We start from the raw sequence: 26359 nt of genomic DNA, 5'->3' as shown, positions 1-26359 counted from the left end.
GGGGAACAGCGGGATTCTGCGGGGAGACGTCCCGCGCGGGGCCGGTTCTCACGGGTGAGGTGACGCGCCGGTCGTCATGGATGGTGCCCCGTCGCGCGGGCCGCCGACATGAGGGTGGCGCGGGCTTCGGGGAGGGGGAGGCCGGTGGTGAGGGCGGCGTCGAGGAGGAGGGCGTGGAGGGTGGGGCCGAGGCCGGATTCGTAGGTGCGGCAGGCGGCCCAGAAGAGGCGGGTGTTGCGCTGGCCCTCGGGGGCGTCGAGGACGAAGCGGACGAGGCCGTGGGCGGTGTGGCGGCCGGGGGAGGGCGGTGGGGTGCGGCGGGGCGGGGGCAGGAGGAGGCGCAGGAAGGGCGGTGGGCAGGGCGCGGGGGCGAGGTGGGCGGTGCCGGGGGCGAGGGCGTACGTGCCGTGGTGGGTGCGGGAGCCGGGGCCGATCAGGTAGCCGCCGGTGCCGCGGATGTCGATGCCGGGGGCCAGTCGGCCGGCCGAGTTGGGGACGGCGACGTCCGGGGGGCCGCTGAACCACAGGTGGCGGCCGCCGCTCGGGGTGAGGACGACGACGGTCGCGGGGAGCGGGAAGCGATGGCGCCGGGCCAGTTCGCGCAGGGCGGCCAGGGTGTCCGTGCCGGTCTTGGTGTCCAGGTCGACGCCGATCAGATGGTGCGGCGGCACTCCGCAGGCGATCCCGTAGCCGGTGGCCCGGGGCGCCGCGGCGAACAGGTCCCGGATGCGGGCCGGGTCGGACGAGGCGTCGTACACCCCGTGGCCGAAGGCGCCGCACTCACCGCGGCAGGGCCGCCGCCGGGCCGTGTCCGGGGCGCCGTCGGGAGGTGCGGTGCCGTTCGCGCGGCGCGCGGCGGGGTGGTTCGTACCGTCGTGCGAGGCGGGGTGGTGCGGGGAGCGCAGGGCCGGGTGCTTGGTCGGGGACAGCGGGATGACGGCCAGGCCGCGGGCGGCGGCCGTCAGGGCGTGGGTGAGGGCGGGGGCCGGTGCCGGGTCCGAGGCCGGTGCCGGGGCCGAGGGCTTTCGGGCGGTGGTGGCCATGGCTTCATATTCGTACGAGCGTTCGAGGATGGGAAGGGGGCATTTGTGGGGCGTGGCAGGGGCGCTCGGTACGGCCGGATTGCGCCGGGCGCTTGCCGGAACGCTTCACCTCTTGTCGCGCTTGGGGTGAAGGGGGGCGCTCTGTGTCCGGTCGGGGCTTTGGAGACAGGAAAGGTGGTGAAGGGGGTTTATCGACATGTCCTCACGCTTGCGTGCTAATCGGGGCTTCCGGGGTGGTTCCCCGGTGGTCCGTGGGCAACTCTGATCTTGCGACGTCGTGGGAACCCGCTGGGGCGGTCGGCCAACTGCCCTGGTGAAAGCCGTAGTCCAGGTAGCTTCACGCAGCTTCACGTACTTCCGGCAGGCAGCCGGTGCGTACCTCTTACTGGAGGAGCAATATGGCAAGCATCCGTACCGCCCGCGTTCTCGCCGCCGTCACCGCCGTCCCGCTCGCGGCAGCCCTCTTCACCGGCATCGCGGCGGCGGACACCGGCGCCGTGGCGGGCACCGGATCGAGCGCGGGTGTCGCCGGGATCGTCGGCAGCGGAGTCGGCCACAACAACAGCGGCAACTCGTCCACCACCGGTCAGCAGGCGGTGGGTTCCGGCGCCACGAACCAGAGCAACACCGCTCAGGTCAACGGCTCCGCGTTCACGGCCATCCAGCAGGGCAACCACAACGTGGCCATCCGCTTCACCCACTTCTGGTGAGCCGGGGCGGGCCGGCGTGCGCGTTGGGGACCTGCCGGCCCCGAGACCCTGTGGGTGTGCTTGTGGGGATGTGACACACAACTGCGCGGCGGTGCTTCGGCACCGCCGCGCAGGCGTATGCGGGCGTGTGTAGGCGTATGCGGGGGTGCGCAGGCGTGTGCGGGCGCATGCCGGGAACCCGTCCCTCCGGCGCCAGGTGCACCGCCCGGCCGCATCACCCGCCGCACCGCCCGGCCGCGTCACCCCAGGGTGAACCCGCACCCCGGTCCCCCTCCCCGTCCACCTTCAGGAGGTGCGGTCAGCCCCACCCCTACAACCTGAGGCGGACCCCGCTTCGGGACCTGCGGGCGATCCGCCGACCGGGGGACCGCTCCTAGCGTGGAGGACATGACCACACCCGTATGCACCAGCGCGTCGACCGCCGCCGTACCGGCCGTGCCGAGCCTGGCGTATCCGTCGTTCGCCTCGTACGTGCGGGCCCGCCAGTCGGTGCTGCTGCGCACCGCCCGGTCGCTGACCGCCAACCCGTGCGACGCGGAGGACCTGCTCCAGACCGCGCTGACCAAGACGTATGTCGCCTGGGAGCGGATCGAGGACCACCGGGCGCTCGACGGCTATGTCCGCCGCGCGCTGCTGAACACGCGTACGTCGCAGTGGCGCAAGCGCCGGGTCGACGAGTTCGCCTGCGACGAGCTGCCCGAACCGGATCCGCTGCCCGGCGCGGCCGACCCCGCCGAGCAGCAGGCGCTGCGCGACGCCATGTGGCGGGCGATCACCAAGCTGCCCACCCGGCAGCGGGCGATGGTCGTCCTCAGGTATTACGAGGACCTCTCCGAGGTGCAGACGGCCGAGGTGCTCGGCGTCTCCGTGGGCACCGTGAAGTCGGCGGTCTCGCGCGCGCTCGGCAAGCTCCGCGAGGACCCTGAGCTGGGGCGCGTGCGCTGACCGACCGTCCCGGCGTCCGGCGGCTACCCGTCCGGCGGAGCGTTCGGCGAGTGGTCCGGCGGGCCGTCCGGCCCCTCGGCTGATCGATCACCCGGAGCTAGTGACATACCGCGTGGTATGTGCGCAGAATCAGCGCACACCCTACTGCCGCGTAGGCAATGCCGCCCCGGGAGGACGCCGTGCTGAGCACCATGCAGGACGTACCGCTGACCGTCACCCGCATCCTGGTCCACGGGACGCGCGTGCACGGCCGGTCCCAGATCACCACCTGGACCGGGGAGGCCGCACCGCAGCGGCGCAGCTTCGCCGAGGCGGGCACCCGCGCGGTGCGCCTGGCGAACGCCCTGCGCGACGACCTCGGCGTCCGCGAGGACGATCGCGTGGCGACGCTCATGTGGAACAACGCGGAGCACGTCGAGGCGTATCTCGCCGTCCCCTCCATGGGCGCCGTGCTGCACACGCTCAATCTGCGCCTGCCCGCCGAGCAGCTGACCTGGATCGTCGACCACGCGGCCGACCGGGTGATCATCGTCAACGGCTCCCTGATCCCGCTGCTCGCCCCGCTGCTGCCGCACCTGAGGACGGTCGAGCACGTCGTCGTCTCGGGCCCCGGCGACCGCGCCCCGCTCGACGGCTGCTCGGCCCGGGTGCACGAGTACGAGGAACTGATCGCGGACAAGCCGGCCACCTACGACTGGCCGGAGCTGGACGAACGCCGCGCCGCCGCCCTGTGCTACACCTCCGGCACCACCGGTGACCCCAAGGGCGTCGTCTACAGCCACCGTTCGATCTATCTGCACTCCATGCAGGTCAACATGGCGCAGTCGATGGGCCTGACCGACCGCGACACCTCGCTGGTCGTGGTCCCGCAGTTCCATGTGAACGCCTGGGGGCTGCCGCACGCCACCTTCATGACCGGCGTCAACATGCTGATGCCGGACCGTTTCCTCCAGCCCGCCCCGCTCGCCGAGATGATCGAGCGCGAGCGCCCCACGCACGCCGCCGCCGTCCCCACCATCTGGCAGGGCCTGCTCGGCGAGCTGACCGCCCGCCCCCGCGACGTCTCCTCCCTCACCCAGGTCACCATCGGCGGCTCGGCCTGCCCGCCCGCCCTCATGCAGGCGTTCGACCGGCTCGGCATGCGGGTCTGCCACGCCTGGGGCATGACGGAGACCTCCCCGCTGGGCACGGTGGCCCGCCCGCCGGCGTACGCGTCCGGCCCGGACGAGGAGTTCGCCTACCGTCTCACCCAGGGCCGCTTCCCGGCCGGTGTCGAGGCCCGCCTGACCGGTCCCGGCGGCGAACGCCTCCCCTGGGACGGCGAGTCGGCGGGCGAGCTGGAGGTGCGCGGCCCGTGGATCGCGGGCGCCTACTACAACGGCCCGGACGCCGAACCGCTGCGCCCCGCCGACAAGTTCAGCGAGGACGGCTGGCTGAAGACCGGCGACGTCGGCACCATCTCCCCGGACGGCTTCCTCACCCTCACCGACCGCGCCAAGGACGTCATCAAGTCCGGCGGCGAGTGGATCTCCTCCGTCGACCTGGAGAACGCGCTGATGTCCCACCCGGATGTCGCCGAGGCCGCCGTCGTCGCCGTCCCCGACGACAAGTGGGGCGAGCGCCCGCTGGCCACGGTCGTCCTCAAGGAGGGTTCCACCGCCGACTTCGAGTCGCTGCGCGCCTTCCTCGCCGAGGAGGGGAAGATCGCCAAGTGGCAGCTCCCGGAGCGCTGGACGATCGTCACCGCGGTGCCGAAGACCAGCGTGGGGAAGTTCGACAAGAAGGTGCTGCGCAGGCGGTACGCGGCGGGCGAGCTGGACGTCACCAGCCTCTGAACCGTCATGCGGCAGGCTGCGGCTCCGGAGGAGGACGCTCCGGGGGAGGACAGACAGCGGTGCCGGGCAGGGAGCCCTCCGGCTTCCCGCCCGGCACCGGGCAGCGGGTCCGGACGCGGGCCAACGCGAGCCCGAACACGCCGCGTCCCTCCCCGCGTCCCCCTGCGCCTCCCGCGTCCCCCTGCGCCTCCCGGCCTCACCGCCGTACCGACGTGCTCACCCAGCCCACCACCAGCCACAGCGCGGCCACCGCGCAGACCCCGGTCCAGCCCCAGTGGGCGAAGGCGGGTGCCGCCACGGAGGAGGCCAGCGCGGCTCCGGCGAAGCCCGAGACGACGTAGGCGGTGTTGGCGGTCGCCGGGGCGGAGGTGGTGGTCAGCGCCAGGGTCTGGTTGGCGACGTGGGAGGCGACCAGGGCCGCGTGGATCGCGATCGCGGCCACGAACAGCGCCACCACCGTGTGCCCGCCCAGCCAGAACAGCGGCACGGAGACGGCGGCCAGGACGTAGGCCGACCGTACGACCTTGGCGGCGCCGAAGCGGTCCACCAGCCCGCCCGCGAGCGGCGCCACCGCGCTCGCCGCCAGTCCGAAGAGCCCGAAGAGTCCGGCGGTCGCGATCGACAGGCCGTACGCCGGGCCGGTGAGCAGCAGCGCGAGCGAGGTCCACAGCGCGCTCCAGGCGCCGAACATGCCCGCCTGCCGCAGGCACGCCCGCCACAGGTCGGGCGAGCGGCGGGCCAGACCGGGCAGCGAGGTGATGCCGGACAGCAGCGGGCCGGTGCCGCGGCGGCCCTCCGACGGCAGGGCGAGGGCGGTCGCCAGACCGAGGACCACGGTCAGCAGGGACGCGCCGACGAACACCCACCGCCAGCCGAACGCCTGTCCGGCCAGCGCGCCGACGACCCGTGCGGCGACGATGCCGGTGAACAGGCCCGCGATCACGACGGCCACGTGCCGGGCGCGGCGGTCGGCGGGGGCGCGTTCGACGACCAGCGGGACGAGCAGCTGCGGGACGACGGTCGCGGCGGAGGCGACGAAGACGGCGGCGGCGAGCGCGCCGGTGCCGGGCGCGACGGCGGCTATGAGCAGGGCGGCCGTCGTCGCCACGGACAGCGCGGCCACCAGCGGGCGCCGGTTGACCCGGTCGCCGAGCGGGGCGAAGAAGAGCAGGCCCGCCGCGTACCCGAACTGGGCCACCGAGGCGATCCAGGCCACCGCCGAGGGCGCCGAGCCGAAGTCGTGGGCGATGAGGGGGAGCAGCGGCGCCGCGAGGTAGATGTTGCCCGCGGTCACCGCGGTGCACACGGCGATCAGCGCCAGGAAGGCGTTGGGGCCGAGCCCCCGCCGGGCGGCCGGAGCCGGGGCGGCGTCGACGGCGTCGGCGGCATCGGTGGTGACGGTGGTGACGGTGGTGGCGGTGGTGGTGACGGGGGTCGTGGCCGTGAGGACCGCGGTCCTGGACGCGGCAGGGGCTGGGGACGACGGGGACGACGGCATGGTGCGTGGGCCTCCGGTACGGGCGGGTGGGCGAGGGGTGGAGCTGGAGCGTGGAGCCGTTCCATGGCGCCATGGCCAGCCGGTTGTCCATAACCAACTGGTTGGTTGGCGCGTGGAACAGTCTGCTCCCGCTCTGGATCTTCTGTCAACCAAATAGTTGGTTGCTAACGGGGTACGCTGCCCTCATGGCACCAAGAGACCCCGAGGCCACCAAGGCGCGGATCTTCGACGCGGCGGTGGCCGAGTTCGCCCAGCACGGCATCGCGGGCGCCCGTATCGACCGGATCGCCGCTCAGGCCAAGGCCAACAAGCAGCTCATCTACGCCTACTTCGGCAACAAGGCGGAGCTGTTCACCCATGTCCTCGGCAGATCCATGGTCGACCTCGCCGCCGCCGTCCCCATCGATCCGGACGACATCGACGGCTGGATGGACCGCCTCCTGGACTACCACGCCACCCACCCCGAGCTGCTGCGCCTGCTCTTCTGGGAGGGCGTCGAGTACGGCACCGGCGAACTCCCCGACGAACCGGCCCGCCACGCGCACTACGCCGCCAAGGTCACCGCGCTCCGGGACGGCCAGGAGCGGGGCGTGATCACCGACGCCCTCCCGCCCGAGGACCTCATGTTCCTGCTGGTCTCCCTGGCGGGCTGGGCCTCGGTGGTGCCGCAGATACGACGGATCCTGGTGGGTGACGACGACGCGGCCCGCGACCGCCTGCGGTCATCGATCCGCGAGGCGGCCCTGCGGGTGGTACGGCCCTGACACCCCCGGGGCCGCGGCAAGGGCGCCCCCGGCACGGAGGAGTACGGGAGGAGCCGGGAGGAGTACGGGGCACGGCGGCGTACGGGGACGGGGGTACGTCAGTTGGTCCCGATGCGGGCCAGCAGATCCACGATCCGGGTCTGCACCTCGGTACTGGTCGACCGCTCCGCGAGGAACAGCACCGTCTCGCCGGACGCCAGCCGCGGCAGCTCCGCCTGGTCGACGGCGGCCGTGTAGACCACCAGCGGGGTGCGGTTGAGCTGCCCGTTGGCGCGCAGCCAGTCGAGGATCCCGGCCCGGCGGCGGTGCACCTGCATCAGGTCCATCACCACCAGGTTCGGCCGGAACTGCCCCGCGAGCGCCACCGCGTCGGCGTCGCTCTCGGCCCGCGCCACGCGCATCCCGCGCCGCTCCAGCGTCGCGGTCAGCGCCAGCGCGATCTCCGTGTGCTCCTCGATCAGCAGGACGCGCGGCGGGTGCTGCTCGCTGTCGCGCGGCGCGAGCGCCTTCAGCAGGACGGCCGGATCGGCACCGTACGCCGCCTCCCGGGTCGCCTGTCCGAGTCCGGCCGTGACCAGCACCGGAACCTGCGCGGCGACCGCCGCCTGGCGCAGCGACTGCAACGCGGTCCGGGTGATCGGCCCGGTCAGCGGGTCGACGAACAGCGCGGCGGGGAACGCCGCGATCTGCGCGTCGACCTCCTCGCGCGAGTGCACGATGACGGGCCGGTAGCCGCGGTCGCTGAGCGCCTGCTGCGTGGTGACGTCCGGCGCGGGCCAGACCAGCAGCCTGCGCGGGTTGTCCAGCGGCTCCGGCGGCAGCTCGTCGTCCATCGGCTGCGGGCGCGGCGGATCCGCGACCTCCACGGCACCGCCGGGCCCGTCCAGCGGTTCGGGTCCCTCGGCGGCGTTCTCGTCCGGGGCGCCTATGGCGTACGAGCGTCCGGCGCCCTCGGTGCCCGGCGCGCGCCGCGGCTGACCGGGGCCGGGCAGCGGCGACGGGGCCGGGGCGCCCGGCGCGCCGGAGGCTCCCGGGGCTACGGGGGCCGGAGGGGCTGCCGGGGCGGGGGGCATGGCGGGCGCGCGGCCGGGAGCCGGCTGCGCGGCGGGCCGTTCGGGCGCCGACGGGTGCGGGCGGGTCCCCGGCTCCGGGCGCTGCTGCTCGGTGCGCGCGGCGGCCGGGTCGGGCGGGGTGCCCAGCTTGCGGCGGCGCCCGGAACCGCCCGGCGCGTGCGGGGGCGGGGTGGCGGACGGCTGCTGCACCTGAGCGGCCTGACGGCTGAAGGGCACGCCCTGCCCGAGCGTGCGCACGCTGATCGAACGCCCCTGCGTCGAGTCGGGGTCCGCCGGTGCGGCGGCCTCGGCGGGCAGCGGCTGGGCGGCCCTCGGCGGCCTGACGCCCGGTCGGCCCTGGCCCTGAGGACGGCCGGCGGGCTGCTCGGGCGGCAGAGGGGTGCCGGTGGCCGGGGTGGCGTGGCCGGGCGTGCCGTGGGGCGGCGTACCGGCGTCCGGGACGGGGGCGGACGGCACGGAGGGCGGCGCGCCCGGGACGGGGGGACGGCCGGGCGGTGCCGGTACGGAGCCGGTGGCGCCGTTCGGCGGCGGCGGTACGGGGACGCCGGTGCCCGAGGTGTCGTCGGCGCCGCCGGGCCACGGCGGCGGCGGAACCGGGGCGACCGCGGGGGTGCTCGCGGGAGGGGTGGGCTGTCCGGCCGGGACGGGACCCGTGCCCCGGGCGGGCAGCGGGTGACGCGCGGGCAGCGGCTGCCCGGGGACCTGCGGGCCCGGGGCCTGAGCACCTGGCGCCTGCGGTCCGGTGCTCTGCGGTCCGGTGCTCTGCGGTCCGGGCACCGCCGGGGGAGCAGACGCGGGTGAGGCGGGTGAGGCAGGTGTGACAGGCGGGGCAGGGGCGATCGTGCCCTCGGGGGGCTGGGTCATCGCCCGCCGACGGCGACCGGTGGGCGCGCTCGTGGGGTGGGGCTGCGGCGGAGTGTGATCTTCAGCCTGGTCGTGGCCCACGGGGTCGTGTCGGCCGTCGTCGGCGCCGGAAGCCGCCACCGCGCCCCGCGCTGCGGACGGCTGCTGGGCCTGGGCCTGGGGCTGAGCCTGGGCCTGCTGCGGCATGTGCGGCACGGCGGGCCGGTGCGGCGGCGGTGGCGGAACCGGCGGACCACCGGCCTCGGCACCGGGCACCCCGGGCGCCCCGAGACGGACGCCGTTCTCGCCCTCGCCCTCGGCATCGTCATCGGCTTGGTCGGCGGGCCGGTCCGCGTCGGCGGGCGGCAGCGCGAAGACCGTACGGGGAGCCGCTTCCTGCGCGGCGGCACGCTCGTTCGCCGCCGCCAGGGCACGCCGACGGCGCCCGGTCGGCTGCACGGCGGGGTCACCGGGTGCCTCGTCGGCGGGGCCGTCCGGGGCGGCGGGCAGGGCCGGGGGCAGTGCGTGCGGTTCGCCGGTCTGCGGCCGGGCCCGGCGGCCGGTGGGCGCGGCGGGTGCGGGCACGCCCTGCGGCGGCACCGTACCGCCGAGGCCGGTGCCTGTCGCCGCCGTACCCGCGGCGTGCTCGGCCGCCGTCAGCACGGCGCCCTCGCTCACATCGGGGTCCTCGGCGGGCCGGCCGCGCCGCCGCCCCGTGCCGCCGGAACCGTCCGTGCCGCCGGAGCCGTCCGTGCCGGATGAGCCGGGAAAGCCGGAAGAGGCGCCCGGAGCGGATGCCGACGCGGCCGCGGACCCGGACCCGGACCCGGACCCGGACGCGGGGGCCTCGGCCGCCCGCCGCCTGCGCCGCCCGGTCGGAGCCGACGCGGCACCGGGCACGTCGCCGGAACCCGGTCCTGCGGCGGTCCCGGCGTCGGGCGCCGAGCTGCCGCCCGGCTCGCCGTCCCCGTCCAGGAACGCGTCCGTCGAGGACCGCCGGGCACGGCGCCGTCCGCCACCGGGCGCCGTGGCGGAGCCCGAAGCCTGCGCGGGCAGGGCGACCACGGCGGCACCCGCCGCGCCCCCCGGGACCGCCTCGGCGCCCGCGCCCACGGCGGGTTGATCCGGTCCGGGTCCGGGGCCGGGTCCGGGTCCGGCCGGGCCCAGGGCGGCCGTGTGCGGAGCCGCCGGGCCGAGGGCACCGGGCAGACCCGCCGCGACGGCGCCCGCCCCGCCGCCGATCGGCACTTCGAGGACGTACGCGCTGCCGCTCATCCCCGGCACCTGGTGGGTCTGGAGCACACCGCCGTGCGCCCGGACGATCCCGCGCACGATCGGCTCGTGCACCGGGTCGCCGCCGGCGTACGGCCCGCGCACCTCGATGCGTACCACCGAGCCGCGCTGCGCCGCCGCGACCACCACGGTGTTGTCCATGTAACCGGCCGCCGACACGGGCGCGTTGCCGGTCGCGTCCACGCCCGCGACGTCCGCGACGAGGTGCGCGAGCGCGGTGGCCAGGCGACCCGGGTCGACCTCGGCCTCGATGGGCGGCGCGTGCACGGCGAACTGCACCCGGCCGGGCCCGACCAGGTCCACCGCCCCGTCGACTCCCGCCGCGACGACGGCGTCCAGCATCACCTTGGTACGGGTGATCTCCTCGCTGCCGATGTCGAGGCGCTGGTAGCCGAGGACATTGTCGATGAGGGTGGTGATCCGCGAGTAACCGGCGGAGAGGTGGTGCAGCACCTGGTTGGCCTCGGGCCACAGCTGGCCGGCGTCGTCGGCGGCGAGGGCCGCCAGTTCGCGGCGCAGCTCGTCCAGGGGGCCGCGCAGGGAGTCGCCCAGCAGGGTCAGCAACTGCTCGTGGCGGGCGGCGAGGGCCTCGTAGCGGTCCTTCTCGCGCTCGCCCAGGGCGGCGTACCGGTCCTCGCCCGCGGCCAGTTCCTCCGCCTGCCGTTCGATCAGCTCCTCGACCTCGGCGGCATGGCGGCGGCGCAGCGTGTCCAGTGCGGCGGCGTGCTCCTCGGCGAGCTGCTCCCGCTCCTGCGCGTAGTGCTCCTCGGCGGCGGTCTGCGCCTCGACGAGCGCGTCGTAGGGGCGCCGGTCGGTGAACGTCATCACGGCGCCGACGAGCTGGTCGCCGTCGCGCACGGGCGACGTGGTCAGGTCGACGGGCACCTTGTCGCCCGCCTTGGACCACAGCACCTGGCCGCGGACCCGGTGCTTGCGCCCGGAGCGCAGGGTGTCGGCGAGCGGGGACTCCTCGTACGGGAACGGCGAGCCGTCGGCGCGGGAGTGCAGGACGAGGGTGTGCAGTTCGCGGCCGCCGAGTTCACCGGCGCGGTAGCCGAGGATCTGGGCGGCGGCCGGGTTGACGAGCACGATGCGCCCGTCGGTGTCAGTGCCGACGACGCCCTCGGCCGCGGCCCGCAGGATCATCTCGGTCTGCCGCTGCGAACGGGCCAGTTCGGCCTCGGTGTCGACGGTGCCGGCGAGGTCGCGGACGACCAGCATCAGCAGTTCGTCGCCGGTGTAGCCGGAGCCGTCGTAGGCGTGCTGGCCGTTCGGCAGATTCGCGCTCGTGACCTCGACCGGGAACTCGGTCCCGTCGGTGCGCCGTGCGGTCATCCGGGTCGGCTTGGTCCGCGCGCGCGGGTCGATGTGGTCGGGGCGGCGCATCGAGCCGGGGATGAGCTTGGAGTCGAACTGCGGCAGCAGATCGAGCAGCCCGCGCCCCACCAGGGCGGTGCCCGGCGTCTCGAAGGTCTCCAGGGCGATGGTGTTGGCGTTGACGACGGTGCCGTTGGCGTTGACCAGCAACAGCGCGTCGGGCAGCGCGTCGAGTATGGCAGCGAGGCGAGCAGCGCCTCGGGATGGCCTGCTGCTCACGAACGCTTCCTTCCTGTCACCGCTCCTTGCCCACCGCGGGGGCCATCTTGCCAACCGGCCCGCGGAGTGTCACGCGAGCGAGTCTAAGCGCTGAGGTTGCGCGCGCGACGCCGGATGAGAGGGAGGTCGCACGGGGAAGTGACGTCGGACCTGTGACCGTACGGTTCCGTGAACCGGTGACCGCAGGGTCCGCCGCGTGCCGGACTCCGCCCGCCCGCCCCGGTCTTCCGCGCCCTACCTCCCGAGGCCGGGCAGCACCGGCACGAGCCCGTCCCAGCGGCTGATCGCGCACCCGTCGCGGCGGTCGTAGCGCGCGTCCACCGGGCGTCCCGCCCAGGTCCCCGTGATGTGCGCGGTGGCCGGACCGCCGTACTGGAGCGTGCAGACACTGCCCTCCTGGACCGGCGCGAAGGTGTCCCGGCCCCAGCGCGTCTGCCCGTCCAGCACCCGGCAGGCTCGCCGCACGTCCGGGTGACTGCCGCCGCCCGGGTGGCAGTACAGCTCGTACGTCCCGTCCTTGCCCGCACCGGCGTGCCGCACTGTCACGGTGAGGTGGTCACCGCCCCGGTCCTCGGGCCGGACCGGCGGAGGCGCGCCGACCGAACCGGGGCCGACCGAGACAGGGGAGACACCGGGGACGCCCGGGACACCAGGGGCCGCCGAGGCAGGCCCGGCAGCCATGGTGGACACGGCGGACAGCACCGCCAGGGACGCGGCGGCCCCGAGGAGGAACCGGAACCGGCGCGCGGAAGCGGCACGAGCCGAAGCCGCGCGGGAGACGGACGACGACGCTGAGGAAGAACCGACCTGGACCATGCCCGGACTAACGCGCCGCGCCCCGAGACGTTGCGCCCGACCCGCTCGGCCCCACCGGAAGGGCTTTGCCCTGGGGCCCGCCTGCCTAGTACCGTGGGAGGCGATTGGTGACACCCCGCTCGTCTGTGTCATCATCTGCACGCACCGATCACGCGCTCGCGTGGGCGGTTGTGCTGGAGGCGTCGCCTAGTCCGGTCTATGGCGCCGCACTGCTAATGCGGTTTGGGCCTTAAAGCCCATCGAGGGTTCAAATCCCTCCGCCTCCGCGCAAGATCACGAAGCCCCGGTCCATCGGACCGGGGCTTCGTCGTTCCCTCCCCCGGCCCTCCCCCCCACCGCACCACGTTTCCGCAGGTCACAAGGGGTGCGGGGAATGGATTTCACATGGCGGCGGCAGTCATGTAATGTTCTTCCTGTCGCCGCGAACGGCCCGCAAGGACCGGAAGCCAAGACACAAAACAGAACAAGCACTCGTAGCTTAACGGATAGAGCATCTGACTACGGATCAGAAGGTTGCAGGTTCGAATCCTGCCGAGTGCACAGCAGACCAGAAGCCCCGGAGAGATCCGGGGCTTCTGGCGTTGGTGGTGGATGCCTGTAGTCGGGCAGCACCTTGCGTTCCGCGCCGGGCCTTCGAGGCAGTCAGCTCGCGTTCGTGCGGCGGCGCCCCCGGAGACGGCAGTCGGGAACGGCAGCCAAGAGCCCGGGACGCGGGCGCCGCGCTCCCGCGCGTCCCGGAACAGAGATCGGGCTGGTGCGAAGAGCGCGTCCGGCTTCCGGCAGGTCAGGAAGCGATGAGGCGGCTGGTGAAGCCGTCGCGGATGAGGGATTCGTACGCTCCACACACGTCGGCCGGGACATCCTGTTCGACGGCGAATCCGCGCCTCGGGTACTCGATCACCCGCTGGAGATCACCGACGAGCATGTCCAGGACGAGCTTCTCGTCACCGATGGACTTCACGTAGTCGTCGAGTTCCAACGGCTCCGACGCGCAGAGGATCTCGACGTCGGGCCACAGCTTGCGGGCGGTCGCGTACGAGCGCCGTTCCATGTACGGCTTGGAGACCAGGAGCACGGTGGCCGGGACGATGCCGACGGCGGCGAGGACCGCACGGGAGAGGGTGATGTTCTGCCCGGTGTTGCCGGCGGACGGTTCGAGCAGGATCGCCTCGGAGGGGACGCCGAGGCCGATGGCGTGCTCGCGGAAGTGGACGGCTTCGCCGCGTGGGAAGACCTTGGCGGTGGTGGGGCTGTTGCCGCCGGTGAAGACCAGGGTCGGGAACAGCCCGGCGCGGTACAACTCGGCCGAGCGGGTGGCGACGCCGAGGTCGTGACTGCCCAGGCCGATCGCCACGTCGACCGGCCGCAGCGCGTGGCGCATCTGGTGGTACTCCCAGATCAGCGCGGCCCGCTTCCACTGGTCTTCAGTGATGGCCTGCTGGTTGTCGCCCACGCGTCTCTCCCTGTCACCGTCGCCGGGGGCCAATCCGGCTCTCTCTCGTAGCCTTGATGCCCTCGATGCTGCGCAGTTGGTGCACGAGTCCGTACTGGGCGGCCGTGCGAATGGCTTGATCGAGGACGAGGAGTCCATCATCCCGGGTCGCCGGGTCGGAGAGCAGGATGTGGCCGTAGGCGGTGTCCAGCCGTACGCGTTGCATCGGTGAGTCGGTGGTCCCACTGCTGCGGGCGATGCCGATGAAGTGCAGGGCTTGGGTGAGGTCGCCGGCACCACGACGGGCAAGGGCGAGTTTCTGGTGGGCCACCGACCAGTCATCGGGTTCGGTCAGGTCCTCGAAGTCGCGGGTCGCGGCCTGCATGACGTGGGTCGCGTAGCCATGCCGGCCGTTCTTGCTCAGCGCGGTACCGACCCACAGGCGGGCCCTGGCACGGTCCCGGAGGGAGAGCCGGTCGTCGGCGGCGAGGGTTTCGTATTGGCGGGCCGCGATCTCCAACTTGCCGGACATTTCCGCGACCACCGCGAGGGAGAGGTCGAGCTGGGCAACCCGACGCGGGATGCCGAGCTGGGTGAAGACCGCGCGTGCCGCTGCATACGAGTGCTGGGCGGAAAGGGGACCGAGTACGCAGCCTTGATCGCGTTTGAGATCACCGAGCAGCGCGGTCGAGCGGGCGAAAAGATACAGGCCCTTCTCGTCCAGTTCCCGGGCGTCGTACCGGGCCAACCAGCGGCTGAGGAGGCTGTCGGCGAAGGCGAAGTTCTGCTGGGAGAGCGCGATCACCACGCGGTCCAGGTCCTCGGCCCACGATTCGTACTCCCAAGCGCGAGGGCCGGTGCCGATGACGCGGCGGGCAGCATTCTGTACGGTGCCGGCCATCCCGGACAAGATCGTCTCGAAGCGCAGATGGGCGGAGGCATCCGCGCGGGCGAGGGCGGTGTCGAGGATGGCCTGCGTGTCGGGCCGTGGCTCGGTTGCCGCGCGCTTGCTCTCCCACTTCGAGACCGTGGCGACGGCAACTCCGAGGTGCTCGGCGAAGGCGCGCACGCTCAACCGCAAGGCGAGACGCAGGGCCCTGGTCTCTAAGCCGGTCCACTGGTGCACGGTGGCCACGCGTCACTCCCTTCCACCGTCATCGAAGCAGACGCGAGTAGGCCGCGGGACGAAAGTGGAACGAAAGTAGAACGATGGGTGATTGGCCGGAAGTTCGCTGACGTTCATGCTCGTTTCCGTCACCACGTGGCGACCCATGGGAGGGCCCCCGGACGGCCCTCTCACTGAACGCCGCCTGGTCAGCAGACCGGTGATCAACGGTCTGCTGCGGTGACACGGGTCTCCGAAGCCCGGCAGGAGGAGCTGGGTCCTCGGTAGAGGGCGCCGGCTTCCGGAACGCACAAAGCCCTGACGACCGCGGGAACGGCCCCAGGGCCCGGCCGATCTGAGAGAGCAGACCGACATGCCGCAACCTACAACGCGGGTCCGTCCGACCGGGCACCCCGACTACAGCGAGACGCTGTCGCGTGATCCCGGAAGCGCCGTGACCGCGCGTGGCCTCGTACGCACCGCCCTTGCCGCCTGGGGGCTCGACGACCTGACCGACGACGCCGTCCTGATCGTCTCCGAGCTGGTGGCCAACGCCGTTCGGCACGCCAGGCGGCGGTCCATCCGCGTGATGGTGGAACGCATCGCGCCGCGCACGGTACGGGTGGCCGTCGCGGACTTCTCCCGTGCGCTGCCTGAACTCTGTGCGCCGAAGAATGACGAGGAGGGCGGACGCGGCCTGGCTCTCGTCGTGGCGCTGGCGGCGAACTGGGGCGCGGATGAGCGGCACTGGGGGAAGGTCGTGTGGGCAGATCTGGAGGCGCGCAGGTGACCGACGGACCAAGCCCCACGCGTAGCCTGGCCCGAGCCCACCTGTCCCAACTGATCGCCATGTTCGGCACGGACGGGCGTCTGCGGATCAACACAACTCCTGCTCCCGCCCCAGCCAGCTCAGCCCCCGCTGCCGCCCCTGACGGTGATGAGCCGGAGGACGACGAGCAGACCTGAGGCCGGTGCTACAGATCTCCCTACCTCATCAAGGCACCCGGCTGCGCTCCGCTCCGCCGGGCGCGCTTCCCGGCTCTGGCTGCGCCCGCGCTCCTGCCCTCGGCTCGCTCGGCGCTGCCGCCGCCGACGCGCGCCCGCTGTGTAGGCCCGTGGGGCATGAGACGAGAACCAAGCCCGCGGCTTCAAGACGATGCCTCCGGCGGGGGCGCTCAGACTCCGGGATGGGACGGGGCACCGTTCGCGAGTGCCGGCCGGAGCGGGGCGAGCGTCGTGGGGCTCCCATCCCGACCACCTTCGACCCAGGCAGAGCCGAGCAGTCGCGGCCCAGGGTGTCAAGGTCGTTCGTACAGTGGCGCGCTCCACCTTGACGCCCTGAACCACGCCCGCTCCACGGTGTGTGGGTCGACGGCGGACGGGATGGGAGCTAGGGAAGTGGTGGGTGAGGAAGTCGGTTAGCTGACTCAGGTAGTCGATAGAGAACCTTCACACCCTTTACGCGCCGGTCCGGTTCCGCTCCTAAGGACTTTTGCCGTACGGTGGGGTCAAGCGCTGACCCGTGGCTCATGCTGCGGCTAGGCACTTTCCGCCCCCTGGTGATGCCAGGGGGCCTTAACTTTTTCGCACGACAATTCCGGGCGCTGGACCGCCGGACATCCTGTTGGTCTCGCGCCTCATGGCATCACCCAGCTCAAGCCACATATCCGCTGGGCACACCGTAGAGACCGAACGTGAGGGCGGCACGTACGTGCGAAACGCCGCATAAGCTACAAGGTCGGCAAACTGGATGAAGTAGGAATGATCCGAACGTCGTGGCACAGGGTCGTCAAGTAGCATCCGCGCTGGGACCTTGAGAGAGCCCGTTCCGTAGGCGCTACCAGCGGTCATGTGCCGACGAGATTTTCGCACGAGGCGCCGAACGTGATCGTCTTCACCCTCGTCATGGAAGATCATGATCGGAGTCTGCGCTGCGTGGCTAGCTCGCTCCAAGCGCTGTAGGAGCGTTGTCCAGGCAAGTTCGAAGCAAGCTCCGTCACTGAGCTCAACACCTCGCTTGTCAATGATGACGGCGAAGGCTTTGGCTCCTAGATCCGCCAAGACTCGCATGTGAGCTCGGTAGATGACTTGCCGACCACTCGGGCCGATGCCTAGCTGCCGGATGCTTCCACTGTTCCGCAGAAGAAAGTTGGCCTTGAGCTCTGACCGCATGAGGATGCCGAACTTGTCCCGGAGGCGCCTCCGGAAGGCAACGGCCTCATCGAACGAGGTGGCCCACTTGTGATCTTCTATCAGGACGCACCCAAGGGTGTACGTCAGGGTGCCTCCCCGCTCAACGGCACCAGTGTTGCCAGACTCGTCGATGTAGGCCATTAGCACCACAACATCATGCAGCACTCACCCGGGGTAAAACCATCCTGTCATTCAAGCTGAGTGATCTATGGTCGCTGCCCAGTCCGGTCTAACCGTCGATGTCAGTGGTTGGCGCCAGACTTGACTTATGACTACTCGAAGAGGTTGGCCGCGAGACCGGTACACCGGGCCGGGCGGCGGTATGTCTACGGGGCCAGGAGGAGGCATGTCCACTGGGCCAGGTGGAGGCATGTCGACTGGGCCCGGGGGTGGGATGTCCACCGGTCCCGGCGGCGGCATGTCAACTGGACCAGGCGGAGGACTATCTACCGGTCCCGGCGGAGGGCTGTCCACTGGACCGGGAGGTGGGCTCTCAACCGGTCCAGGAGGCGGTCTTTCGACTGGTCCCGGGGGCGGGTTGTCTACCGGCCCAGGGGGAGGTCTCTTCACGGGGCCGTGCACCAACCCTTATCGGAGTGTGCAACCGCCTCGACATGTCCTGCTGCCGTACCTCAGACAGCATGGCATGGGTCACATCGCTGATCTCCTGGAGAGATACGGGTAGATCACGGCTCTGTGAGCCGTACGGCAGTTTGGCCACTGCTGTACAGCAGCGAAGTACCCCAACCTCAGCAACCGGCTCCGTCCAGTTGCGTCTCTCGGCGGCCCTGGTGTGGCTGGTATGACCGTTCGCGACCAAGTCACATAGAGCTACGGATCAGAAGGTTGCAGGTTCGAATCATGCCGAGTGCACACAGATGAGAGGCCCCGGAGAGATCCGGGGCCTCTTGCGTTTCAGGTTTGGACGGTACGGGTTTCGGCCGTGCCCTTGGTGCGGAAGCGGGTGCCGCCACCCGGCAAGTGCAAGTGAAGTACGGCAACGCTCCTGTACGGCACCGTCCATGGTGAAGGTGAGGCACTGGACCAGGGGCGGTCCCGTCCCGGGGTGCGTCAGCGGCCGATGGCTCGCAGGATCCGCTCATGAGGTCGCGAGTCTCCCGACCGGACTTCTTGGCCGTCCGTGCCTGATCGCTTCTATGCCGAGGGGCGGCCTGCGAGCTGGGCCACTCGAAGTGCGTGGGAACGGATCTGCGCGCCTGGCTGGTGTCTGCTGGTTACGGACGGACGGACGGACGGACGGGTGAGGTGGTGGTGTCCGGCCCCGTGGGCGCAGTGCCGCGGTGTCTGGACCGGGCTGACGGGTGGCTGCCATCATCAGCGGAAGCCAAATCGACTGTGAACAACGGGGGTTGGGATGCCGGGAGCGCCCTCGGGAGGTGGTGCGCCGGGACACGGGCCGGACGGCGGACCGAGGCCGGCGCCGACACCGTCCCCCGATCCAGCGCCGACTCCGCCCCCCGACCCGACTCCGCCCCCCGGCCCCTCACCGGTGCCCGATCCGCCACCGGTGCCCGCGCGCAGGCCGCTCGGAGAGGTTGCCGCGCTGATTTCGGCGGGCACCGGGCTGCTGGGGCTGCTGCTCGGCTTCTTCGGGCTGCCGGCGGTGGTGAGCTCGCCCACCGCGGTGCGGGTCACGGTGACGGAGACGGCGACGGTTCCCGGGCCCACCGTGACGGTGACCGCTCCGAGTGCCGATCACCCTGATCCCGGCTCCGGCCCCTCGGCATCGCCGTCCGGCTCCCCCGGCGCGGAACGGCAGTCGCTGACGTTGTTCGACCCCGTCGACGGGAGCGCAGCGCTCAGCGCGGGTTCGGGGACGTTGAAGGGGAAGGCGTATGCGGACGCCGTCACGGTGGCCTTCTGCACCACCGGCAGGTTCACCGAGTACAACCTCGGCACGGACTGGAAGAAGTTCCGCGCGACAGTCGGGCTCGACGACGGATCCTCCGACTGGCCGATGAGGGTGCAGATCGATGCCGACGGACGTCACCTCAAGAATGTCCGCGCGGGCCTGGGCGATCCTCAGGGGATCGACGTCGACGTCACGGGAGTCACACGGCTGAGGATCGGCTATGAGGTGCTGGGCGACACCTGCGACTACGAGAACCAACCCCGGCTGGTGCTCGGGAACCCGGCTCTGTCCCGCTGAGGGAGGGGCCCGCCCCCAGGGGGGAGCCCTGGCGGACGAGAGGCCCCGGAGGGGGCCGGGGCCTTCGGCCGATTCCGGCGAGTGCGGTGGCGGAGAGAGACTGACGTCCGGGGGACGTGGTGCGGGCGGCTGGGGAGGGTGCTGTGCAGCAGGAGTGGCCGGAGGGGGAGTACGCGGATCCGGATGCGGCGCGGGAGCGTTATGACGCGGACATGCGGGCGTCGCGTGGTGCGATGCGCAATCTGTTCCGTGTGGAGATGCCCGTCGCACACGTGGGCCTGGTGATCGTGATCATCGCGACCGTGTTCGTGGGGACGGTCTGGTCGCCCCGGGCGGGGGCGACCGTCGCGGGGGCCTTTGCCGGGCTGTTCGCCGTCGCTCTGGGCGTGGCGCTCCTGGTGGGTGGCCGGGGGCGGGACGCGGTGCGCGCCGCGTACAAGTTCACGTTCGGCTGGGCGGAATGGATCTAGCCCCGGGCCCGGACGTCAGGCGGGGACGTGCGCGGTCGGCCGGGGGGAAGGGGCCAGGCGGCGGGAGCGTACCGCCAGGGCGATCATGACGGCCGGGATCAGGAGGTCGTTGACGAGGACTCCGCCGGTGTTGCCGGGGGCGTGGTCGCCGTTGGCGAACCACTGGTAGAGGTGGCCGGCCAGGGCGCCCCAGAGGAACATCCCGCCGCCGAGCCCGATGGTGATGCGCTCGCGGGCGGAGGCCGAGGCGGCCCGGAAGCCCATGACGGCCAGGCCGAGGTTGGCGAAGGCGATCTCGACCATGAAGGGCGTCCGGCCGAAGCCGATCGCCTCGGCCATGGTGTCCGGGACGGCGAGGAACGCGACCGTCATCCACAGGCTCCCGATGCCGAAGGCGCCGATGGCCCACCAGCGCTGCCAGATCTCCAGCGCCTCCTCGCGGGAGCGGGCGCGGCGGGCGCGCAGGAAGGCGCCGGCGGCCGGTACCAGGATCCAGACCAGCGGGAAGGCGGAGCGGGCCAGGTAGGAGAAGTTGTCGTCCATGACTTCAGTCTTACCTAGTTAACATTAACGCGTCAACACTCAGGTAGGGTGATGCCGTGGATGACGGACTCGGAGATCTGCTGCACCGCGTGGTCCTGCTGCTGGGCGAGGCGGCCCGGCGGCGTACGGACGGCGGCCCCGGCGGGCTCACCTACAGCCAGATCAGGCTCCTGGGCACGCTGGAGGACATCGAGCCGACGACGCAGCACGGGCTGGCGCAGGCCCTGTCGGTGTCCGACCCGGCGATCAGCCGCGCGCTGCGGCCGCTCGAAGCGGACGGCCTGGTACGCATCACCGTCGACCCCGCACACGCACGCCGCCGCCTGGTCCGCCTCACCGAGACCGGCCGGAGGGCCTTCCACGGCGCCGGAAGGCCGCTGCACGACGAACTCCGCGCCGCACTCGTCGCGGCCGGCTTCCCCTACGAGCGCTACCTCGAAGACACCGTTCGGCTGGCCGAGTTCCTGGAGCCCGACTGAGGAAGCGGACGCGCTCCCCCGGCTCCCACCCCCCGTACCTCGTGGTGTCTCTTGGTATCTCTTGTGTCCCAGACGGCACAGCACCAGGAGTGAGCGCGCCATGGAGTACTTCTGCTACCACCGGGACCGGCCGGGATCCCTCGCGCTGCGCGAGGAACTGGTCGAGGCGCACTGGTCCTACATGGACGGGTACGCGGACCGGATGATCGCCCGCGGGCCGGTCTTCGACGAGGAGGACACGCTCCTCGGCAGTGTGCACATCCTCGACCTGCCCGGCCCCGCCGCCGCCCGCGCGTTCGCCTTCGACGAGCCCAACTACCAGGCCGGGGCCTACCGGGACGTCCTGCTGCGGCGGTGGCGCAATCTGCTGGGGCGCACCATGTGGGACTTCCCGGGCGGGGCCGCCGACGGCCGGCGGTACCTGGTGATCGGCCTCGGACCCGGCCCTCGCCCCGGCGTCGGTTCCGGCCCCCGCCCTCGCCCCGGCGTCAGCTCCGGCTCAGGCTCCGGGTCCGGCGCGGCCGAGGGCAGGGCGGCGTCCGGGCCCGCCGTACCGGACGTGCGCGACGACCTGATCGCGTACGGGCCGCTGCTGTCGGACGACGGCACCGCGTGGCTGGGCACGGCGGCGCTGGTCCGGGCGCGGGACGCGGCCGCGGCGCGCGCCGTACTGGGTGACCAGCCGTACGACGGCATCGATGTGCACCTGTGGGAGTTCGGCGGCAGGCGGTGAGGTGTGCCGGACGGCGGCCGGGACGGTCGTGCGGCACCGCCGTTGTCAGTGGTGGCTCGTACGCTCGTGGGTGATGGACCGGGTGTGGAGGTGTGCGGGGCTGCGGTGGGCGGCCGACGGACCCGTGCTGACGTGGCAGGGCGGGCGCACCAGCGCGCTGCCGTGGGGGAAGCGGGTGGCCTTCGAGGTCGCCGAGGGGGGAGTGCGGACCTGCGTGGGGGCGCGGGGACACGCGTGTCCGGTACGGGCCGCCGTGCCGGGGCGGAGCACGGGGGCGCGGTGCGAGGAGTGCGCGCGCCTGGACCGGGCCCACTCCGTGGCCGCCGACACGGCCGCGGACGACCCCCGGCCGTACCACGTGTATCTGGCGTGGTTCGGGCCCGGCCTGACCAAGGTCGGGATCACCGCGGTCGAGCGGGGACCGGTGCGGCTGCTCGAACAGGGCGCGATCTGCTTCAGCTGGCTCGGCGCCGGACCGCTGATGGCGGCGCGCCGGACCGAGGAGCTGCTGCGCGCCGCGCTGGGGGTCCCCGACCGGATCCCCTACGCCGCGAAGCGCGCCGTGCGCTCCGCGCTGGACCCGGACCCGGCGGCGCGGGCCGCCGAGCTGAGCGCGCTGCACGAACGGGCGGGTGCGCTGCCCGACTGGCCCGAGTCGCTGGAGCGGGAGCCGTTCCGGCCGGTGGACCACGTCGGCGTGTACGGGCTCGACGGGAGGGTTGAGGGGAGGGGTGACGGGAGGGGTGACGCGAGGGTTCCCGAAGCCGTCGCCGAGGTGGGCGAACTGGTCGCGGGCGGCGTGGTCAGCGGTGCGCTGGTCGCCGCCGCCGGACCGGATCTGCATCTGGCCCAGGGCAGCGGGGCCGTCGTCCTCGACACCCGGCTGATGACCGGCTGGCCGCTGGGTCCGGCCGCGGGCGGTGCGGACGGGGGCGACCGGCTCACGGTGCCGGTGCGGGATTTCGGGCAGGGGCGGGCGAGGGGCGTTCAGGGCGGTCTGTTCTGACGCCGGGGGTGTGAGGGTGCGCGGGAGGGAGCCCGCGGGGGTGGACGCGCGGCGCGCGCGAGGGTGATCGTGGGCGGCATGAGCGATCAGCCTCAGCCTCACCTCCGGCCCGAGCACCAGCACCCGCACTCACACCCGCACCAGCACCCGCACCCGCCGCACCCCCAGCCCGAACGCCAGCCCCAGCCCACCCCCCGTACCGCACCCGAAGTGGCACAGGAGGCGGCCGAGGTGCGGCGGTTCCAGGGCCGGTTCGGCCTGCCCGGACTCGTCGACGTGCACACGCACTTCATGCCCGAGCGGGTGCTGCGCAAGGTCTGGGACTACTTCGACGGGCTCGGCGCGCTCACCGGCGGCCTGGAGTGGCCGATCACGTACCGCGAGGAGGAGGACCGGCGCGTCGACCGGCTGCGGGAGTTCGGGGTGCGGGCCTTCACCGCCATGCTCTACCCGCACAAGCCCGGCATGGCCGCGTGGCTGAACGGCTGGGCGGTCGGCTTCGCCCGCCGCACCCCCGACTGCCTGCACACCGCCACGCTCTTCCCGGAGGAGGGCGTGCACACCTACGTGCAGGAGGCCGTCGAGGCGGGCGCGCGGGTCTTCAAGGCACACGTCCAGGTCGGCGCGTACGATCCCGCCGACGAACTCCTCGACCCGGCCTGGGGGCTGCTCGCCGAGGCGGGTGTCCCCGTCGTGATCCACTGCGGCTCGGGACCCGCGCCCGGCAAGCACACCGGGCCCGAGCCGATCGGCCGCGTGCTCGCCCGGCACCCCCGGCTGCCGCTGATCGTCGCCCACATGGGCATGCCGGAGTACGAGGACTTCCTCGGCCTCGCCGAGCGGTACCCGCAGGTCAGACTGGACACGACCATGGCGTTCACCGACTTCGGCGAGAGTTTCGCGCCGTTCCCGCGCCGCGCCCTGCCCCGGCTGGCCGCCCTCGGTGACCGGATCCTGCTCGGGACGGACTTCCCCAACCTCCCCTATCCGTACGTCGAGCAGCTGTACGCCCTGGAGCGCCTCGGCCTGGGCGCCGACTGGCTGCGCGCGGTCTGCCACGACAACGGGGCACGGCTCTTCGGCCTGGAGTGACACCGTGGGGGGCCGGTCCGGGCGGGCGCACGGGCGCACGGGCGGGCCGGAGCGGTGAGGCTCCCAGGTGTTCCCTGAGCGGTCCCTGTGCGTTTCTCAGGGAAAACACAGATTCGTGCAAGCGTGTTCTCAGAGGGCGCCGCCAAGGTGGCCGACATGACCACGACTTCGCCCCAGGGGCGCACCGAACTGCTGAGGGCGGACGGGAGCCCCGTCCGCGTGCTCGTGGTGGACGACGAGCAGTCGATCACCGAACTGCTGTCCATGGCCCTGCGCTACGAGGGCTGGCAGATCCGCAGCGCCGACGACGGGGTGGGCGCGCTGAAGAGCGCCCGCGAGTTCCGGCCCGACGCCGTCGTCCTCGACATGATGCTGCCCGACATGGACGGCCTCACCGTGCTGGGCCGGCTGCGCCGCGACCTGCCGGACGTGCCCGTCCTCTTCCTGACCGCCAAGGACGCCGTCGAGGACCGGATCGCCGGTCTCACCGCGGGCGGGGACGACTACGTGACCAAGCCGTTCAGCCTGGAGGAGGTCGTCGCTCGGCTGCGCGGACTGATCCGGCGTGCGGGCGCCGCCGACCGGCGCTCCGAGTCCGTGCTGGTCGTCGGCGACCTCACCCTCGACGAGGACAGCCACGAGGTCTCGCGCGGCGGCGACAACATCCATCTGACCGCCACCGAGTTCGAGCTGCTGCGCTTCCTCATGCGCAACCCGCGGCGCGTGCTGAGCAAGGCGCAGATCCTGGACCGCGTCTGGTCGTACGACTTCGGCGGCCAGGCCAACGTCGTGGAGCTGTACATCTCCTATCTCCGCCGCAAGATCGACGCGGGCCGCGATCCGATGATCCACACCCGGCGCGGCGCCGGATACCTGATCAAGCCCGCGGTGTCGTGACCGACGGCGGACCACGGCGGCCCCAGCAGGCCCAGCGGACCCAGCGGTTCCGGCGGCCCCGGCGCGGACGGCAGCCGCGCACCCTGCGGACCCGGCTCGTCGTCGCGTCCGTCGTGCTGATCGCCGTGGTCTGCGGGGTCATCGGCTCCGTGACGGCGCTGGCGCTCCGCTCCCATCTGTACGAACAGCTCGACGGGCAGCTCGGCGAGGTCGCCGCGCGCGCCTCCGGTGTGTTCCGGCCGCCGGGCCGGCCCGGCAAGCAGTGGGCCCCCGACCAGCGGCTCGGCGCCCCCGAGCCCAAGGACATCCGGCTCAGCGACTTCGTCAAGGGGCCGCAGCCCGGCGGCACCGTCGTGGCCAGGACCGAGAACGGCACCATCACCGAGGCCGAGGTCGGCGACAAGACCCGGGACGACGCCGGGGTCCCGCAGGTGGACGCCAAGTCCCTCACCGCCGGCCAGCGCGCCGCGCTCGGCTCCGTCGCCCAGGACCAGGGCAAGCACACCGTCGACCTGCCCGGCCTGGGCGGCTACCGCGTCGTCCACGCCACCGGCCCCAACGGCAGCTTCTACGTGGCCATACCGACCACGGAGGTCGACAACACCGTACGGACCCTGGTCCTGGTGGAGATCAGCGTCACCGTCGCCGGGCTCGTCGCCGCCTCGCTCGCCGGTGCCGCCATCGTCGGCGTCGCGCTGCGCCCGCTGCGCCGGGTCGCCGCCACCGCCACCCGGGTCTCCGAACTCCCCCTGCACGCGGGCGAGGTGAACCTCAGCGAACGCGTCCCGGCACCGGAGACCGACCCGCGCACCGAGGTCGGACAGGTGGGCCTCGCGCTCAACCGCATGCTCGACCACATCCACGGCGCCCTGCACGCACGGCAGCGCAGCGAGACGCGGGTCCGCCAGTTCGTCGCGGACGCCAGCCACGAGCTGCGCACCCCGCTCGCCTCGATCCGCGGCTACGCCGAACTCACCCGGCGCGGCGGCGAGCGGATCGGCCCGGACACCCGGCACGCGCTGGGCCGTATCGAGTCCGAGGCCGACCGGATGACGCTGCTCGTGGAGGATCTGCTGCTGCTCGCCCGGCTGGACGCGGGCCGGCCGCTGCGCTTCGAGCCGACCGACCTCCTGCCGCTGGTCGTGGACACCGTCAGCGACGCGCGGGCGGCCGGTCCCGGCCACACCTGGCGGCTCGACCTGCCCGGCGAACCGGCCGCGGTGTCGGCGGACCCGGCGCGCCTCCAGCAGGTGCTGGTCAACCTGCTGGCCAACGCCCGTACGCACACCGCGCCCGGCACGACCGTGACCGCGCGCGTGCGGCGGGACGGGCCGTGGCTGTGCCTGGACGTCGAGGACGACGGACAGGGCATCCCGGCCGGGCTGCTGCCGCACGTCTTCGAACGGTTCGCGCGCGGCGACTCGGGCCGCTCCCGCGCCACCGGTTCGACCGGGCTCGGGCTGGCCATCGTGCGCGCCGTGGCCGCCGCGCACGGCGGCACCGTCGGCGTGGACAGCGAGCCGGGGCGGACCGTCTTCACGGTACGGCTGCCCGCCCTCGGCACGACCGCCGCACCGGCCACCGGCCTCCTCGCCCTTCCGGTCTCCGGCTCCCCCGCCCTTCCGGTCTCCGGCTCCCCCGCCCTTCCGGTCACCGGCTCCCCCGCCCTCCCGGTCACCGGCCCCGCTGCCCTCCCTCCGGCGGTCCCGGGCCCTCCGGCGGTCCCGGGCCGTCCCGCGCCCTGCGGGAAGGCGGCCCCGGCCCCGCACTCACAGGCGCAGCACAGTGTCACCACATCGGTGCGACAGGGGGGTTGAGAAGAG

Annotated in this window: 21 protein-coding genes and 2 tRNA genes; 15 read left to right on the top strand and 8 right to left on the bottom strand. The window is 72.8% G+C overall.

Annotated features, from left to right (window positions below; all coding sequences use genetic code 11):
- Positions 1 to 74 precede the first annotated feature (74 nt).
- Entirely contained in the window at positions 75 to 1043 is a 969-nt protein-coding gene (locus ACWDYF_RS07645) for a bifunctional DNA primase/polymerase (RefSeq protein WP_389462810.1), read from the bottom strand.
- 398 nt (positions 1044 to 1441) lie between these two features.
- Here ACWDYF_RS07645 and ACWDYF_RS07640 point away from each other — a divergent pair, with 398 nt between their 5' ends.
- The 3 genes from ACWDYF_RS07640 (at position 1442) to ACWDYF_RS07630 (ending at position 4533) form a co-directional block, all read left to right on the top strand.
- Positions 1442 to 1753, top strand: coding sequence for a hypothetical protein (locus ACWDYF_RS07640; RefSeq protein WP_389462811.1), 312 nt, complete (start codon positions 1442 to 1444; stop codon positions 1751 to 1753).
- Between the two features lie 387 nt (positions 1754 to 2140).
- On the top strand, positions 2141 to 2698 hold the full coding sequence (locus ACWDYF_RS07635; protein WP_018566302.1) for a SigE family RNA polymerase sigma factor: 558 nt from the start codon (positions 2141 to 2143) through the stop codon (positions 2696 to 2698).
- Between the two features lie 158 nt (positions 2699 to 2856).
- Entirely contained in the window at positions 2857 to 4533 is a 1677-nt protein-coding gene (locus ACWDYF_RS07630) for a long-chain fatty acid--CoA ligase (RefSeq protein ID WP_389462812.1), read from the top strand.
- Positions 4534 to 4729: 196 nt separating this feature from the next.
- Here the strand turns inward: ACWDYF_RS07630 and ACWDYF_RS07625 are convergent, their stop codons facing one another.
- Complete coding sequence (locus tag ACWDYF_RS07625; RefSeq protein ID WP_389462813.1) at positions 4730 to 6031, bottom strand: MFS transporter; 1302 nt, start codon at positions 6029 to 6031, stop codon at positions 4730 to 4732.
- Between the two features lie 185 nt (positions 6032 to 6216).
- On the opposite strand from ACWDYF_RS07625, the gene ACWDYF_RS07620 reads away from it, so the two are divergent.
- Complete coding sequence (locus ACWDYF_RS07620; RefSeq protein WP_018566305.1) at positions 6217 to 6795, top strand: TetR family transcriptional regulator; 579 nt, start codon at positions 6217 to 6219, stop codon at positions 6793 to 6795.
- A 98-nt stretch (positions 6796 to 6893) separates the two neighbouring features.
- Here the strand turns inward: ACWDYF_RS07620 and ACWDYF_RS07615 are convergent, their stop codons facing one another.
- Together ACWDYF_RS07615 and ACWDYF_RS07610 are read right to left on the bottom strand one after the other, a co-directional pair.
- Positions 6894 to 11600 (bottom strand): PAS domain-containing protein, encoded by a 4707-nt coding sequence (locus ACWDYF_RS07615; RefSeq protein WP_389462814.1) that lies wholly within the window; start codon positions 11598 to 11600, stop codon positions 6894 to 6896.
- A gap of 234 nt (positions 11601 to 11834) precedes the next feature.
- On the bottom strand, positions 11835 to 12302 hold the full coding sequence (locus tag ACWDYF_RS07610; RefSeq protein WP_451584265.1) for an SSI family serine proteinase inhibitor: 468 nt from the start codon (positions 12300 to 12302) through the stop codon (positions 11835 to 11837).
- 289 nt (positions 12303 to 12591) lie between these two features.
- Here ACWDYF_RS07610 and ACWDYF_RS07605 point away from each other — a divergent pair.
- Positions 12592 to 12682 (top strand) — tRNA-Ser (locus tag ACWDYF_RS07605).
- 201 nt (positions 12683 to 12883) lie between these two features.
- A tRNA-Arg gene (locus tag ACWDYF_RS07600) sits at positions 12884 to 12956 on the top strand.
- Between the two features lie 244 nt (positions 12957 to 13200).
- On the opposite strand, the gene ACWDYF_RS07595 is transcribed toward ACWDYF_RS07600, so the two are convergent.
- Together ACWDYF_RS07595 and ACWDYF_RS07590 are read right to left on the bottom strand one after the other, a co-directional pair.
- Complete coding sequence (locus ACWDYF_RS07595; RefSeq protein ID WP_389462816.1) at positions 13201 to 13869, bottom strand: YdcF family protein; 669 nt, start codon at positions 13867 to 13869, stop codon at positions 13201 to 13203.
- 13 nt (positions 13870 to 13882) lie between these two features.
- Positions 13883 to 14983, bottom strand: a complete 1101-nt coding sequence (locus ACWDYF_RS07590) for a helix-turn-helix domain-containing protein (RefSeq protein ID WP_389462817.1) — start codon at positions 14981 to 14983, stop codon at positions 13883 to 13885.
- A gap of 343 nt (positions 14984 to 15326) precedes the next feature.
- On the opposite strand from ACWDYF_RS07590, the gene ACWDYF_RS07585 reads away from it, so the two are divergent.
- Positions 15327 to 15743: an ATP-binding protein gene (locus ACWDYF_RS07585; protein WP_389462818.1), complete on the top strand. Its 417-nt coding sequence runs from the start codon at positions 15327 to 15329 to the stop codon at positions 15741 to 15743.
- A gap of 785 nt (positions 15744 to 16528) precedes the next feature.
- On the opposite strand, the gene ACWDYF_RS07580 is transcribed toward ACWDYF_RS07585, so the two are convergent.
- Positions 16529 to 17287, bottom strand: a complete 759-nt coding sequence (locus ACWDYF_RS07580) for a DUF3800 domain-containing protein (RefSeq protein WP_389462819.1) — start codon at positions 17285 to 17287, stop codon at positions 16529 to 16531.
- 1387 nt (positions 17288 to 18674) lie between these two features.
- Here ACWDYF_RS07580 and ACWDYF_RS07575 point away from each other — a divergent pair.
- Together ACWDYF_RS07575 and ACWDYF_RS07570 are read left to right on the top strand one after the other, a co-directional pair.
- Positions 18675 to 19316 carry an NPCBM/NEW2 domain-containing protein gene (locus ACWDYF_RS07575; protein ID WP_389462820.1) on the top strand — a complete coding sequence of 214 codons (642 nt, stop codon included), beginning with the start codon at positions 18675 to 18677 and terminating at the stop codon, positions 19314 to 19316.
- 143 nt (positions 19317 to 19459) lie between these two features.
- The gene (locus ACWDYF_RS07570) at positions 19460 to 19786 is read left to right on the top strand and encodes a hypothetical protein (protein WP_389462821.1); all 327 of its coding nucleotides are present in this window, start codon (positions 19460 to 19462) and stop codon (positions 19784 to 19786) included.
- Positions 19787 to 19801: 15 nt separating this feature from the next.
- Here ACWDYF_RS07570 and ACWDYF_RS07565 read toward each other — a convergent pair whose 3' ends face one another.
- The gene (locus ACWDYF_RS07565) at positions 19802 to 20329 is read right to left on the bottom strand and encodes a DUF6790 family protein (protein ID WP_381739003.1); all 528 of its coding nucleotides are present in this window, start codon (positions 20327 to 20329) and stop codon (positions 19802 to 19804) included.
- A gap of 56 nt (positions 20330 to 20385) precedes the next feature.
- Here ACWDYF_RS07565 and ACWDYF_RS07560 point away from each other — a divergent pair, with 56 nt between their 5' ends.
- The 6 genes from ACWDYF_RS07560 (at position 20386) to ACWDYF_RS07535 (ending at position 26353) form a co-directional block, all read left to right on the top strand.
- On the top strand, positions 20386 to 20808 hold the full coding sequence (locus tag ACWDYF_RS07560) for a MarR family winged helix-turn-helix transcriptional regulator (RefSeq protein ID WP_389462822.1): 423 nt from the start codon (positions 20386 to 20388) through the stop codon (positions 20806 to 20808).
- A gap of 100 nt (positions 20809 to 20908) precedes the next feature.
- Complete coding sequence (locus ACWDYF_RS07555; protein ID WP_389462823.1) at positions 20909 to 21541, top strand: YciI family protein; 633 nt, start codon at positions 20909 to 20911, stop codon at positions 21539 to 21541.
- 73 nt (positions 21542 to 21614) lie between these two features.
- Positions 21615 to 22547, top strand: a complete 933-nt coding sequence (locus tag ACWDYF_RS07550; RefSeq protein WP_389462824.1) for a DUF2797 domain-containing protein — start codon at positions 21615 to 21617, stop codon at positions 22545 to 22547.
- A gap of 78 nt (positions 22548 to 22625) precedes the next feature.
- On the top strand, positions 22626 to 23639 hold the full coding sequence (locus tag ACWDYF_RS07545) for an amidohydrolase family protein (protein WP_389462825.1): 1014 nt from the start codon (positions 22626 to 22628) through the stop codon (positions 23637 to 23639).
- Between the two features lie 156 nt (positions 23640 to 23795).
- The gene (locus ACWDYF_RS07540; RefSeq protein ID WP_199790734.1) at positions 23796 to 24536 is read left to right on the top strand and encodes a response regulator transcription factor; all 741 of its coding nucleotides are present in this window, start codon (positions 23796 to 23798) and stop codon (positions 24534 to 24536) included.
- Positions 24533 to 26353 (top strand): sensor histidine kinase, encoded by a 1821-nt coding sequence (locus tag ACWDYF_RS07535; protein WP_389462826.1) that lies wholly within the window; start codon positions 24533 to 24535, stop codon positions 26351 to 26353. The genes ACWDYF_RS07540 and ACWDYF_RS07535 overlap by 4 nt, the downstream gene beginning before the upstream one ends.
- Positions 26354 to 26359 lie beyond the last annotated feature (6 nt).

The sequence above is a fragment of the Streptomyces sp. NPDC003284 genome, from assembly GCF_053589675.1.
Note: the sequence above shows the minus strand (reverse complement) of the source record. Positions and strands in the feature narration are given on the sequence as shown.

Coding starts and splice junctions, on each gene's coding strand:
- ACWDYF_RS07585 (WP_389462818.1), top strand. CDS start 15,327: ATGCCGCAACCTACAACGCGGGTCCGTCCGACCGGGCACCCCGACTAC.
- ACWDYF_RS07580 (WP_389462819.1), bottom strand. CDS start 17,287: ATGGCCTACATCGACGAGTCTGGCAACACTGGTGCCGTTGAGCGGGGA.
- ACWDYF_RS07550 (WP_389462824.1), top strand. CDS start 21,615: ATGGACCGGGTGTGGAGGTGTGCGGGGCTGCGGTGGGCGGCCGACGGA.
- ACWDYF_RS07640 (WP_389462811.1), top strand. CDS start 1,442: ATGGCAAGCATCCGTACCGCCCGCGTTCTCGCCGCCGTCACCGCCGTC.
- ACWDYF_RS07545 (WP_389462825.1), top strand. CDS start 22,626: ATGAGCGATCAGCCTCAGCCTCACCTCCGGCCCGAGCACCAGCACCCG.
- ACWDYF_RS07625 (WP_389462813.1), bottom strand. CDS start 6,031: ATGCCGTCGTCCCCGTCGTCCCCAGCCCCTGCCGCGTCCAGGACCGCG.
- ACWDYF_RS07630 (WP_389462812.1), top strand. CDS start 2,857: ATGCCGCCCCGGGAGGACGCCGTGCTGAGCACCATGCAGGACGTACCG.
- ACWDYF_RS07555 (WP_389462823.1), top strand. CDS start 20,909: ATGGAGTACTTCTGCTACCACCGGGACCGGCCGGGATCCCTCGCGCTG.
- ACWDYF_RS07620 (WP_018566305.1), top strand. CDS start 6,217: ATGGCACCAAGAGACCCCGAGGCCACCAAGGCGCGGATCTTCGACGCG.
- ACWDYF_RS07540 (WP_199790734.1), top strand. CDS start 23,796: ATGACCACGACTTCGCCCCAGGGGCGCACCGAACTGCTGAGGGCGGAC.
- ACWDYF_RS07635 (WP_018566302.1), top strand. CDS start 2,141: ATGACCACACCCGTATGCACCAGCGCGTCGACCGCCGCCGTACCGGCC.
- ACWDYF_RS07565 (WP_381739003.1), bottom strand. CDS start 20,329: ATGGACGACAACTTCTCCTACCTGGCCCGCTCCGCCTTCCCGCTGGTC.
- ACWDYF_RS07645 (WP_389462810.1), bottom strand. CDS start 1,043: ATGGCCACCACCGCCCGAAAGCCCTCGGCCCCGGCACCGGCCTCGGAC.